This window comes from candidate division WOR-3 bacterium (assembly GCA_039804025.1).
GTDB lineage: Bacteria > Hydrothermota > Hydrothermia > Hydrothermales > JAJRUZ01 > JBCNVI01.
The window spans coordinates 1-11,131 of record JBDRZP010000027.1 but is presented as its reverse complement, the minus strand read 5'-3'; the positions used below and the strand labels follow the sequence as shown (position 1 = coordinate 11,131).

At 28.3% G+C, this 11,131-nt stretch carries 13 protein-coding genes; 1 reads left to right on the top strand and 12 read right to left on the bottom strand.

Annotation, left to right across the window (positions count from 1 at the left end):
• Positions 1–298: 298 nt before the first annotated feature.
• The 12 genes from ABIN73_08800 to ABIN73_08745 form a co-directional block, all read right to left on the bottom strand.
• Complete coding sequence (locus ABIN73_08800) at positions 299–685, bottom strand: hypothetical protein (protein ID MEO0269822.1); 387 nt, start codon at positions 683–685, stop codon at positions 299–301.
• A gap of 553 nt (positions 686–1,238) precedes the next feature.
• Positions 1,239–1,823: a hypothetical protein gene (locus tag ABIN73_08795; GenBank protein MEO0269821.1), complete on the bottom strand. Its 585-nt coding sequence runs from the start codon at positions 1,821–1,823 to the stop codon at positions 1,239–1,241.
• A 21-nt stretch (positions 1,824–1,844) separates the two neighbouring features.
• On the bottom strand, positions 1,845–3,065 hold the full coding sequence (gene clpX, locus ABIN73_08790; GenBank protein MEO0269820.1) for an ATP-dependent Clp protease ATP-binding subunit ClpX: 1,221 nt from the start codon (positions 3,063–3,065) through the stop codon (positions 1,845–1,847).
• Entirely contained in the window at positions 3,062–3,661 is a 600-nt protein-coding gene (gene clpP, locus ABIN73_08785) for an ATP-dependent Clp endopeptidase proteolytic subunit ClpP (GenBank protein MEO0269819.1), read from the bottom strand. Before clpP ends, clpX begins: the two co-directional genes overlap by 4 nt.
• Positions 3,658–4,848, bottom strand: a complete 1,191-nt coding sequence (tig, locus tag ABIN73_08780) for a trigger factor (GenBank protein MEO0269818.1) — start codon at positions 4,846–4,848, stop codon at positions 3,658–3,660. The genes clpP and tig overlap by 4 nt, the downstream gene beginning before the upstream one ends.
• 6 nt (positions 4,849–4,854) lie before the next feature.
• Positions 4,855–5,952, bottom strand: a complete 1,098-nt coding sequence (locus tag ABIN73_08775) for an N-acetylmuramoyl-L-alanine amidase (protein ID MEO0269817.1) — start codon at positions 5,950–5,952, stop codon at positions 4,855–4,857.
• Complete coding sequence (smpB, locus tag ABIN73_08770; protein ID MEO0269816.1) at positions 5,949–6,404, bottom strand: SsrA-binding protein SmpB; 456 nt, start codon at positions 6,402–6,404, stop codon at positions 5,949–5,951. The genes ABIN73_08775 and smpB overlap by 4 nt, the downstream gene beginning before the upstream one ends.
• 41 nt (positions 6,405–6,445) lie before the next feature.
• A complete protein-coding gene (locus ABIN73_08765; GenBank protein ID MEO0269815.1) occupies positions 6,446–6,847 on the bottom strand; it encodes a hypothetical protein in 402 nt (133 codons plus the stop codon).
• Complete coding sequence (locus ABIN73_08760) at positions 6,847–7,269, bottom strand: hypothetical protein (GenBank protein MEO0269814.1); 423 nt, start codon at positions 7,267–7,269, stop codon at positions 6,847–6,849. Before ABIN73_08760 ends, ABIN73_08765 begins: the two co-directional genes overlap by 1 nt.
• A complete protein-coding gene (locus ABIN73_08755) occupies positions 7,266–8,192 on the bottom strand; it encodes a proline dehydrogenase family protein (GenBank protein MEO0269813.1) in 927 nt (308 codons plus the stop codon). Before ABIN73_08755 ends, ABIN73_08760 begins: the two co-directional genes overlap by 4 nt.
• A 61-nt stretch (positions 8,193–8,253) precedes the next feature.
• On the bottom strand, positions 8,254–9,633 hold the full coding sequence (locus tag ABIN73_08750; protein MEO0269812.1) for a hypothetical protein: 1,380 nt from the start codon (positions 9,631–9,633) through the stop codon (positions 8,254–8,256).
• Positions 9,634–9,639: 6 nt separating this feature from the next.
• On the bottom strand, positions 9,640–10,497 hold the full coding sequence (locus ABIN73_08745; GenBank protein ID MEO0269811.1) for a TIM barrel protein: 858 nt from the start codon (positions 10,495–10,497) through the stop codon (positions 9,640–9,642).
• A gap of 46 nt (positions 10,498–10,543) precedes the next feature.
• Here ABIN73_08745 and folE point away from each other — a divergent pair, with 46 nt between their 5' ends.
• Positions 10,544–11,095: a GTP cyclohydrolase I FolE gene (gene folE / locus ABIN73_08740; GenBank protein MEO0269810.1), complete on the top strand. Its 552-nt coding sequence runs from the start codon at positions 10,544–10,546 to the stop codon at positions 11,093–11,095.
• Positions 11,096–11,131 lie beyond the last annotated feature (36 nt).

Here is an 11,131-nt window from a genome sequence, read left to right as displayed (position 1 = left end):
ATTTAATTTTTTTAAAAGCAAGAAATCAAAAGGGAGAAAAAAATACTTTTTCGATTGTGTAGAATACCATAACAATAGACATTTTCTCTTAAAATCTTTTGCATTTTTCACCTCAATTTCCTCATTCTTCAGTTAATTGAATTTTTTGCCCAAGATAAGAAAATTTATTAGGGTTAATTTTGAAGATGAAGTTTGCGTCTACCTTGTCAATTCTGTATAAAAACCACCACTACACTTTTTTTATCTAACTTTTCCAATTTTCTTCGCAGAGCTCCTTTTTTCTTTGTTCAATCTTAATTTATCTAATAAATTTTAAAAAGGTAAAAAATATTAAAGTCATAACGCTTATTTGCCCTACCCAGAATATAAACATCCATTTTATTATGTTCGCATAAGTTTTTGAAATTTTTTCATTAAATTCAACTCTTAATTTTGAAATCTCCTCAGTAATTCTTTTATCAATTTTTGCAGTTTCCTCAGTTATCCTTTTATCAAGTCTTGCGATATCTTCGGCTCTTAATTTATTAATCTCTTCAGTTAATCTTCTTTCATATTTTTCAGTTTGTAACTCAATTAGATCAATTTTCAGTTTTTCATTAGAAGCATTTAAAAGTTCAATTAATGCATCAACTCCATCTTCCCCAAGTTTTTCCCTTAATACCTTTGGAACAGTTATTATTTTCATATTTTAAATTATAAAAAAAAAATACGAAAAATTCAAATATCTGCAGAATAACATAACAATATTGAATTTTTCTGGCTCAATAAGATTAAAAGGAGCGAATTCTTGCGCACCCTAAAGGTTGCGGCTACCATAAAATTATAAAACCTTTGTTTTTTTGAAAATTAAGGGTGAAAGAGATATGAGGCATAATAGAAACAATATTCTAAAAATGTTGTTACTTTATACCATAAAAGGTGTGACTGCCAAGCAGAAGATTTTCAAAAAAATGGTAGGCGCAGGCTTTAGCCTGCGGAATATAACACACCCTAAAGGATGCGGCTACCATAAAATTATAGAATATGGTAATAAATGTTAAAAATTTTCAAAAAAATGGTAATTTTTACCGATATTGAATACCTCCTCTACTTTAACCTTTCTCCATATTTTTCATAAAAACCATATAATCTTAATCTTTTTAACCTCTATCTCACCATATATCTTTTCTATTTCTTCCAAATTATAACAGGACAATTTAAATTATTTTATTATCTCTTCAAAATTTTTCAGAGTGTTATTATTTAATTTTTATCCAGAATTCTGTTGAAGAAGGACCTTCTTCTAAAATTATGTATTTTGACTTTATGTGTTTTAATATTATACCTTCATTACCTTTTTCCTTTGCCTCTTTTAAATACTTAAAAATATCATCTTTACAAATTATTTTTTTATACTCAATCAATTTAAAGGGAGGTAAAAAATCTATACTTTCAAGAACTTTCTTCCTTTCCATCAATTCCTTATCATAAACTTTTTCACCTTTATAAAATAAAATATCAAAAACATAAATCAAAGGCTTTCCACCTTTTTTTGTAAATAATGAGGGAATAAACCTTCTCCCCCTTTCATCATAAAGCTCACTATCAAGTATTGTGCCAGGAGGTAAAAACTTTTCGGCAATTTCAATAAGATAATTAAGTCTAAAAGTCCAGTTAGGATTTTTTTCAAGTCTTCTACCCCAGAACTCAATTTTCCCATTCAAATACCTCAAAACCTGCATTCTCCATCCATCTATTTTAGGCTCACATATAAAATTTTGATAATCAAGTTTTTCTCCAAAATATGGTATTGGCTGCATAAGATAAACTGGCTTTATTTCCATAATTTAAAGAAATTAACTGAATTAAAAATTTATTTTATTTGTAAATTTAACTTTTTTTGTATCAAGAGAACTTTCATCAACTATGCAATACTTATATTTTCCTTTAAGGGACGGCAGTTTATAAATAGCATCAAATAAAAGATTCTCAATAAAAATCTTTAAACCCCTTGCACCCATACCCAGTTTTTTTGCTCTCCTTGCTATTTCTCTTTTTAAACTGTCTTTAAAAATAAGTTTTATACCTTCACTCTCAAAAATCTTTTCATACTGCTTTAAAATAGCATTCTCTGGCTCATCAAGAATCCTATAAAGCTCATCCTCTGTTAGCTCATTTAAAGTAATAATGATGGGCAATCTACCTACAAATTCAGGAATAAAACCATATTCAATTATATCATCAGGTAAAATATCAAAATACCTTTCATTATCATCCTCTTCTTTCTTTATAAAACCAAGAAAACTTTTTGACCTCCTATTTTCAATTATTTTATCAAGTCCAACAAATGTTCCTCCACATATAAACAAAATACCCGTGGTATCCATAGGAATAAAAGCCTGCTCAGGGTGTTTTCTACCTCCCTGGGGTGGAACATTCGCAATTGTTCCTTCAAGGATTCTCAAAAGAGCCTGTTGAACACCTTCACCCCCCACATCCCTTGTTATTGAGGGTGAATCCCCTTTTCTTGCAATTTTATCTATTTCATCAATATAAATAATACCCCTTTCAGCCTTTCTTATTTCAAAATCTGCTGCCTGCAATAATCTCAAAAGGATATTTTCTACATCCTCCCCAACATAACCAGCCTCTGTTAAAGGAGTTGCATCAACATGAGCAAAAGGAACAGAAAGAATTTTTGCAAGAGTTTTTGCAAGAAGAGTTTTACCTGTTCCTGTTGGTCCTATTAAAAGAACATTACTCTTTTCAATATTTTTATCATTTAAAACTATCCTCTTATAATGCTGATAAACAGAAACAGATAAAATCTTTTTTGCCCTTTCATGCCCTACAACATATTTATCAAGTTCTCTTTTTATTTCTTGAGGGCTTGGTATTGAAAAATAAAAATCTGTCTTTATGCTTTTATCCTTTTCCTCCTCAAACATCAGTTCATAACAGAATTTAACACAGTCATCACAAATAAAAGCACCTGCCCCTGAAAAGAGCCTTCTTGCCTGTGCCTCTGCTCTTCCACAGAAAGAACATCTAATTTCCTTCTCTGGAATTAACCTTTTCTCCCTCATTTCAATTCTTTTCTTGAAGTTATAATCTCATCTACAAGACCATAATTAAGTGCTTCCTGCGGTGACATAAAATAATTTCTATCAGTATCCTTTTCTATTTTTTCCTTTGGCTGGCCTGTATGTTTTGCAAGAATTTCATTTAACATATCCCTCATCCTCATTATTTCCTCTGCATGAATTTTAATATCAATTGCCTGTCCCTGAACACCACCAAAGGGCTGATGAATCATAATTCTTGAGTGGGGTAAGGCATACCTTTTACCCTTTGTTCCTGCTGCAAGTAAAACTGCTGCCATACTTGCTGCCATTCCTATGCATATTGTATTAACATCAGGTCTTATATACTGAATTGTATCATAAATAGCAAGACCGGATGTTATATAACCACCGGGTGAATTTATGTAAAGATATATATCTTTCTTTGGATTTTCTGCTTCAAGATACAGAAGCTGAGCAATTACAAGATTTGCCACCTGGTCATCTATGGGCATACCAAGAAAAACAATCCTGTCCTTTAAAAGACGGGAATAAATATCGTATGCCCTTTCATATCTACCTGTTTGTTCTATAACAAAAGGTATTGTTTGGTTTTTCATTCTATTATTACCTCCATTTTAACATTATTTTTTAAAAACTCCATAGCTCTTTTTCTTTTAATTGAATATTCAATCTCAATAAGAGCGTTTCTTTCTTCAAGTCTTTTTTTAAGAACTTCGTAATCCATCCTGTAATCTCTTGCAAGTCTCTTTATCTCTTCCTCTACCTCTTCCTCTTTTACCTCAATTTTGAGCTGCTCTGCAAGCCTTTCAAGAAGTAACCTTCTTCTAATCTTTTCCTCAGCAACTTTATAAAATTCCTCAAATCTCTCATTCACTTCTTCTTCCTTTAATCCATACCTTGAAATAATTCCTCTTAATTCCTCTTCTACATAATATCTTGGAACAGGAACCGGATTTATCCTTGAAAGTTCTTCAAGTATTTTATTTTCAAACTCTTCTTCAGCTTCTTTTTTTAGATCTTCAGCAATTTCCTCCCCTATTTTTTTCTTAAAATCCTCAAGACTTTCCATTTCAAACATCTTTGCAAATTCATCATCAATAGGCGGTAGTATTATTTCTTTAACAGAAAGAATATTCCCCTCGTATATAAAAGTTCCGTTTTTTTCGTTTCGTGCCACCTTAAAAGGTTCCCCTCTCTTTTTACCCTCAAGCTCTTTATAAAATTCTTCTGGAATATTTCCCCTTACAAACTTTAAAGATTCTGTTTTATCCTTTAAAATCTCCCTACCTGAAATATCCTTAACATTATATTTCAATACAATAAAATCACCTTCTTTAACTCCTTCCTCTTTATCTCTTAACTCAGCAAGAGACTCCTGGTATCTCTTTAATCTTTTTTCTATTTCATCTGGTGAGGCTCTTTTAATCCTTTTTTGAACTTTAATATTTTCAAACCCTCTAACATCAAAAGATGGAAGAATTTCAAAAGAAACGGTAATTTCAAATCCATCTCCAGAAATCTTTTTATCCTTTATATAAATAGGTGAAGCAAGTTTTGAATTCTCTTTTTTTACCTCCTCTAAAACCTTTTCCCTTATATATTCCTCTAAACTATCTTCTTCTATTTCCTTTTTATATTTTGCCTTTACAATTTCAATAGGAGCCTTTCCAGGTCTGAAACCCTGAATTTTTACATTTTTCTGATACTCTTTTGAGATCCTTTCAATAAGAGGAGAAATTTCCTCTTTTTTTACCGTGAAGGTTAAAGTTTTTTCTGTTTCCATTTAAAATTATTGAGTAAAATTGGAAGTTTTTTCAAACCACTCTTTAAATTTTTTTACACCCTGCACTATTGCCTTTGTAATATTTTTCTGATATTTCTCATCTTTCAAAAGTTTTTCATCAGAAGGTGTTGTTATAAAACCCATCTCAACAAGAACAGCAGGTGAATAACATCCATTCAATACATAAAAACCTGCCTGCTTGACACCCCTATCTTGTATATTCAATTCCTTGGAAATTGATTTCTGCAATACCTCTGCAAGTTTCTGAGATTCATACAAATATTCAGTTTGAGCCATATCCATAAGAATAGCCTCAATAATACCATCCGGAACCTTTTCATTAGGATACTCGTATTTCAAAGAGGCATTTTCAAGAGCAGCAACAGCTCTTTCCCAATCAGTCTTTGCCTCTGAAAGAAAATAAACTTCAACTCCATTTGAGGTTTCAGTAACTTTCGGTGAAGCATTACAGTGAAGGGAAATAAAAAGATCAGCACCTATTTTATTTGCAAATTTTGTTCTATCAGAAAGAGTTATAAAAGTGTCTTCTTCCCTTGTCAGAAAAACCTCAAAACCCTCTTTTTTAAGTTCCTCTTTTAAAAATTTTGCTACCTTTAAATTAATATCCTTTTCCTTTGTTCCTTTCTTACTTACCGCTCCGTAATCTCTCCCTCCGTGACCAGGATCTATTACAATTTTTTTTATATCTCTCAGTTTTTTATTTTCAGAAATTGGCTTAGGTTTTTCTCTTTTTTCCTCAGCCTTAAATAAACTATCAGGAACATTTCCCCTTAAAATTAATCTAAAATAGTCTCTTTTGTTTTCTATTCTATAATTTTTACAAAGGAAACTTAATTCAAGAAGAATCAAAGCATCACTTTCAATTTTCTTTATTTCAATACCCTTTAAAATTGGATTACTCAATTTTGAAGAAAAGGGAAAAAGGGAATCTATATCCTTTATTTTAATTTCTAATTTAAGATCTTTTAAAAATTTTTCATATCTTAGAGGACCTTTTACATCAAAGGTAATATAAACTGTATCCTTTTTTTGAACTATTTCAGGTGGGTTTAAAAGTATATTTATAAATATTAAAAACATCATCTTAACATCTCCCTTTTTAATTCCCTTTCCATTTCCCTCTTCTTAATTAATTCCTTTTTTTCATATTTTCTCTTCTTTCTCGCAAGTGCTATTTCTATTTTAGCCCATTTCCCTTTAAAAAAAACCCTTAAAGGGATTAAAACAAGTCCTTTTTCTTTCCATTTACCAATCAACCTTTTAATCTCCCTTTTTGTAAGTAAAAGTTTCTTTTTTCTATCAGGATCAGGAAAAAATTTAAAAGCAGGTGGATAGGGTGATATATGAAATTTATATATATAGGCTTCCCCATTTTCAATTTTTACATAAGCATCTTTTATAGAAGCCCTTCCATCCCTTAAAGATTTCACCTCAGCTCCTTTTAAAACAATTCCACATATATAGGTATCAAAAATTTCATAATCAGATTTTGCTTTTTTATTAACCAAAATATCTTTTTCTATTATTTTTTTCATCTTAAAGTCAAATATTTATTATAACTTAAAAATTAAAAAAATTAAAGACCTTGAATTTTTAAAAAATTTTCAAAAAAATTATGATAATCTCTACCGGGAAGGGAAATGGTTAAATCCCTTCTTAAACCTATAACAGGAAAATCTTTTGAAAGATACTTTAAAAAAATATTCTGTGAAACTTTACATAAATCTATTACTAAAGTTTTTTTTGTTATCTTTTCAAGAAATAAATCCTCATTTTTTTTATCTAATTTTATAACAAAATAGTCTTTAAAATTCATTTCCATTAAAATTTTTTCAATTTCTTTATCCTCACCATCATGTATAACTATTACTTTATCAAAGTTTTTAAGACTTAAAGGTAAAGAAATAAATTTTTTTTCCGGTTTTAGCTTAAATATTCTTAAAAATAATTTTCTTAAAAATTTTTTTAAATTTTTCATCAAAATTCAAAAAATAAACCTAACTTCAAATAATTTAAAAAAATTTTCCCATCATAAAGTGACTTTATTCCCAGAAAGGGAAAAATTTCCTTTTTTAAAGTTATTAAAAAATTAAAGGAAGAAAAGTAACCTTTTTCAATCAGATTTTTTTTCTCTCTGACACCATAAACAAATCCGGGATGAAGAGAAATATTTAATAGATTCTTAATTAAAAATTTAATAAAAAATCCCCCCTCATAATTTTTAACAAAAATATCTGAACCAGAATAAACCTCAATCTCAGAATAATCAAAATAAAAATTAAATTTTTTTATTCCATATATAAAAACAAATTCCCTACCAATTCCTGGTTTTTCATTTGGTTTTGAAAGGGGAAAAAGTAAATTGGTATAAAAATAAAAGGAAAATAAAAATATAATCATGATTTAAATATATTTTTTACAACAAAGAATAAATTTGCAGGTCTTTCTCCGAGTCTTCTCATAAAATAAGGGAACCAGTCCTTTCCAAAAGGCACATAAACCCTCACTTTAAAACCGTCCCTTACAATTTTTTCCTGCAAATCCCTTCTTATTCCATATAACATCTGAAATTCAAATTTAGAGGGAGAAATATTATTCTTCTTAACAAGTTCATAAGTGAAATTTATAAGCTTTTCATCATGAGTAGCAACACAGGGGTATGTCCCTTTTTCAATTGATTCCTTTGAAAAAAGTATTAAAAGCGCTTTTTTATAATTTTCATCCACATCCCTTTTTTTCTGATAGGCAATTTCCCTTGGCTCTTTATATGCTCCTTTACATAACCTTATTTCTGCTCCCATAGAAGAAAGCCTTTCTAAATCAGAAAGAGTTCTTTTCAAATAACTCTGTATTGCAACACCAACATTTCCAAATTCTTTAAAAACCTTTTCGTAAATATTTATTGTTTTTTCTGTAAAAGGTGAATTTTCCATATCAATACAAACTCTATTTCCCATTTCCTTTGCATATTTAACTATTTCTCTTACAGACTCTAAGGCTAAATTCTCAGAGATTAGAAGTCCCAAATGGGTTAATTTTATGGAGATTGTAGAATCAAGATTTTCCTCCTTTATTATTTTCAAAATATTTTTATAATCATCAATTACAACCTTTATTTTTTTTTCATCAGTTAAACTTTCACCTAATTTATCAAGTGTGCAGGAAATTTTTTTTGAATTCAAATTTTTTACAACATTCACTGCGTCATCAATATTTTCACCGGCAATAAATCTTTCAACGAGTTTTTTTGAAGGAGGAAATCTTTCAATGTAATTTTTTAAATTATCTTTACTGGATAGGTATAGAAAAATTTCTCTGAACAATTTTTTTCCTCCTTTTTAAAATAAATTTTATGAAAAAAAGAATTAATAATTCTCTATCTTTTTAATTTTTTCTTTTAAGTAAAACAAAATTTTCTTCTTTGTAAAGAGTATCAGTAAAAATACTATCAATTAGTTTCTTTAAAATTAATCTTTCTTTAGTATCATAATAATACTCTGCATTACTATAATAAGTGCTAATAATATAAATGTATGTTCTTTCTAACTTATCTTTATCAATAAAATTTTCAATTTTTTTTGCACATATAGGGTTAAAAGAAGGAGAAAGAAAGTTTATCTTTAATCTATCAATATTATAAAAAAAGAAATAGGGATCACTATAGATAAGAACCTCACTTTTATCAGGAATCAGAGAACCTGCTTTTAAGGCGTTAATTTTAAAAGTTTGTGAAGCCTCCAAATCAATTCTTAAGTTGATTAAAAATGCAGAGAAAAAAACGAGAAAATAAATAAAATATAAATAAGGTAAAAAAATTCTTATATTTTTTAAACTCCTGTAAAAAAGCAGTATCAAAAAGGGATAAAAATAAGCAATGTGTCTTGAAAAATGAATTCCAGTAAAAATTGTAAAACTATCAAGAAAAAGAATTAAAAGAAATAAAATAAATAAAAATGTTATTAAAAGATTTTTTTCTTTAAAAAGGTAAAATATAACAAAAAAAAGAAAAAGAGGTGGATAAATTATACTTGAAAGATATTCAGAAATTTTTATATTTAAAATCGGAAAACCTAAAAACATTCCTGCCAAATGTTTAAAAAAAGTTTTAAAACCTTTTATTAACGCAGCATTAAATTCAAGGTTGAAAAAAAGACTCTGAGCTCTTACAGCAAGGGTGGTAAAATAACCTGTTAAAATTTTATTAATTAAAAATGGAAAAATTGAAATTAAAATTAAAGTTAAAATAAAAAAAATATTACCTAATCCTTTATCTTTATAAAACTTATATAATATGTAAAAAGGAAAAAGAATAATTCCCTCTGGTCTTGTTAGGACTAAAAGTAAATAAAAAAGAATAAAAAATTTCTTTTTATCAATAAAATAAAGGGAAAGATAAAAGAAAAGTGTATAAAGGGGAAAATTTAAGGTTAGATAAAAATTAAATGTAAAAGGAACTGATAAAATCAAAAGAATAAATGGAATATTACTTTCTTCTTTGAAAAATTTTCTATAAAAATTTTTAATAACAAAAATTGTTATGATAAAAATAAAAGTATTAAAAACGTATGTATAGAGTATGAAAAGGTCTTTGTTTTTAAAACTCAAAAGATATAAAAGAGCATAAATAAAGGGGTGCAAATAACCTGAAGGGAAATTGGAAAATCCCTCATCAGGGTTCAACTTAAAAAATAAACCTTCTGCAATTTTTATTGAATAAATTGCTTCTGCATAAAGATCAGCAGAAAGAAAGGGAATTGAAATCATAAAAACTTAAATTTTATTATATTCTCTTTTTAAAATCAAAGCATCCTTTTCAAGCACAGGACTCTCACAAATTAAAAATCCTTTCACATCTTTTTCCTTTAAAACCTTTAATACATCCTTATACTTGAATTTTGATTCTTTAAAAATTAAATGTTTCTTTTCTCCTTTTTCTCCGTATTCCATTCCTGAAATATGAATATGCATTCTTTTTAAAGAATCTTTACCCAGTGCCTTTTCATATTCCTCTATAATTTTTAGAAATTCATTATAACCATTTATCTTACCAAGAGACCTTGCATATAGATGTGCAAAATCAAGACAGGGTTCAACTTCACCTTTAAATTCAAGGGAAAGTTCAAGCAATTCTTCAAGATCTGCATATTGTGTTGGTTTTCCCATTGTTTCAGGTCTAAGTCTTACCTTTATATTTTCCTTATCTAATTTTTCAAGAATATTCAATAGTGCTTCTTTTACTTTTTTTCTTACACTTTTTAAATCATCTTCGTGGAGATAAGCGGAATGAAAACATATCTCATAGGCACCCATAAGATAACCTATTTTTGCAGAATCGTATATATATTTCAAACTGTTTTTAAATTTACTCTTTTCTTTTGTATTTAAATTTATCCAGTAAGGAGCATGGATAGATAGAAAAACTTTATTTTCTTCAGCAAGTTTCTTTATCTTTATTGCTCTTTCCTCTTTTATCCTAACACCCTTTACAAACTCAACCTCCATACAATCAAGATTAAGTTCCCTTATTCTTATTATTCCTGATTCTGTGGAGGAATCCTTTGCAGATTCAGGAACTCCAGCAGTTCCTATGAATAATTTTTCATACTCATTTATTAATTTAGCACTCATGAAATATTGAAATATGATAAATAAATAGCGGAAAATTTTTCAAACAATGGAAGAAAAATTTAAAAATTATATAAAGGAAATTCTAAAATTAATTGGTGAAAACCCTGAAAGGGAAGGGCTTAAAGCTACTCCTGAAAGATTTTTAAAAATGCTTATGGAACTTACAGAAGGCTATAGAATTAATCCAGATAAAATTGTTGAAAAGGCTTTATTTTATTCAGATACCCATCAGATGGTTATTGTGAAGGATATTGATTTTGCAAGTTTATGTGAGCATCACCTGATTCCCTTTTTTGGTAAAATTCACATAGGCTTTATTCCTGAAAAAAAACTTATAGGTCTTTCAAAAATACCAAGAATTGTTGAAGTATTTTCAAAGAGATTACAGGTTCAGGAGAGATTAACTGACCAGATTGCTGATTTTCTTTTTAAAAAAATTGAACCAAAAGGTTTTGGAATAGTTGTTGATGCTACTCATTTATGCACAGTTATAAGGGGAGTTAAAAACAAAAGTGCAAAACTTATAACAAGTAAAATGCTTGGAAATTTTAAGGAATCAGAAATTAAAAATGAATTTTTGAATGCGATTAAAGGGTAGCTTTTTATTTCTATCATTTATTTTTTTAATATCAGT

Bases quoted from the DNA above. Each gene is read 5' to 3' on its own strand.
- ABIN73_08775 (MEO0269817.1), bottom strand. From the start codon at position 5,952: ATGATGTTTTTAATATTTATAAATATACTTTTAAACCCACCTGAAATA.
- ABIN73_08765 (MEO0269815.1), bottom strand. From the start codon at position 6,847: ATGAAAAATTTAAAAAAATTTTTAAGAAAATTATTTTTAAGAATATTT.
- ABIN73_08750 (MEO0269812.1), bottom strand. From the start codon at position 9,633: ATGATTTCAATTCCCTTTCTTTCTGCTGATCTTTATGCAGAAGCAATT.
- ABIN73_08800 (MEO0269822.1), bottom strand. From the start codon at position 685: ATGAAAATAATAACTGTTCCAAAGGTATTAAGGGAAAAACTTGGGGAA.
- clpX (MEO0269820.1), bottom strand. From the start codon at position 3,065: ATGAGGGAGAAAAGGTTAATTCCAGAGAAGGAAATTAGATGTTCTTTC.
- ABIN73_08760 (MEO0269814.1), bottom strand. From the start codon at position 7,269: ATGATTATATTTTTATTTTCCTTTTATTTTTATACCAATTTACTTTTT.
- tig (MEO0269818.1), bottom strand. From the start codon at position 4,848: ATGGAAACAGAAAAAACTTTAACCTTCACGGTAAAAAAAGAGGAAATT.
- smpB (MEO0269816.1), bottom strand. From the start codon at position 6,404: ATGAAAAAAATAATAGAAAAAGATATTTTGGTTAATAAAAAAGCAAAA.
- ABIN73_08795 (MEO0269821.1), bottom strand. From the start codon at position 1,823: ATGGAAATAAAGCCAGTTTATCTTATGCAGCCAATACCATATTTTGGA.
- ABIN73_08745 (MEO0269811.1), bottom strand. From the start codon at position 10,497: ATGAGTGCTAAATTAATAAATGAGTATGAAAAATTATTCATAGGAACT.
- folE (MEO0269810.1), top strand. From the start codon at position 10,544: ATGGAAGAAAAATTTAAAAATTATATAAAGGAAATTCTAAAATTAATT.
- clpP (MEO0269819.1), bottom strand. From the start codon at position 3,661: ATGAAAAACCAAACAATACCTTTTGTTATAGAACAAACAGGTAGATAT.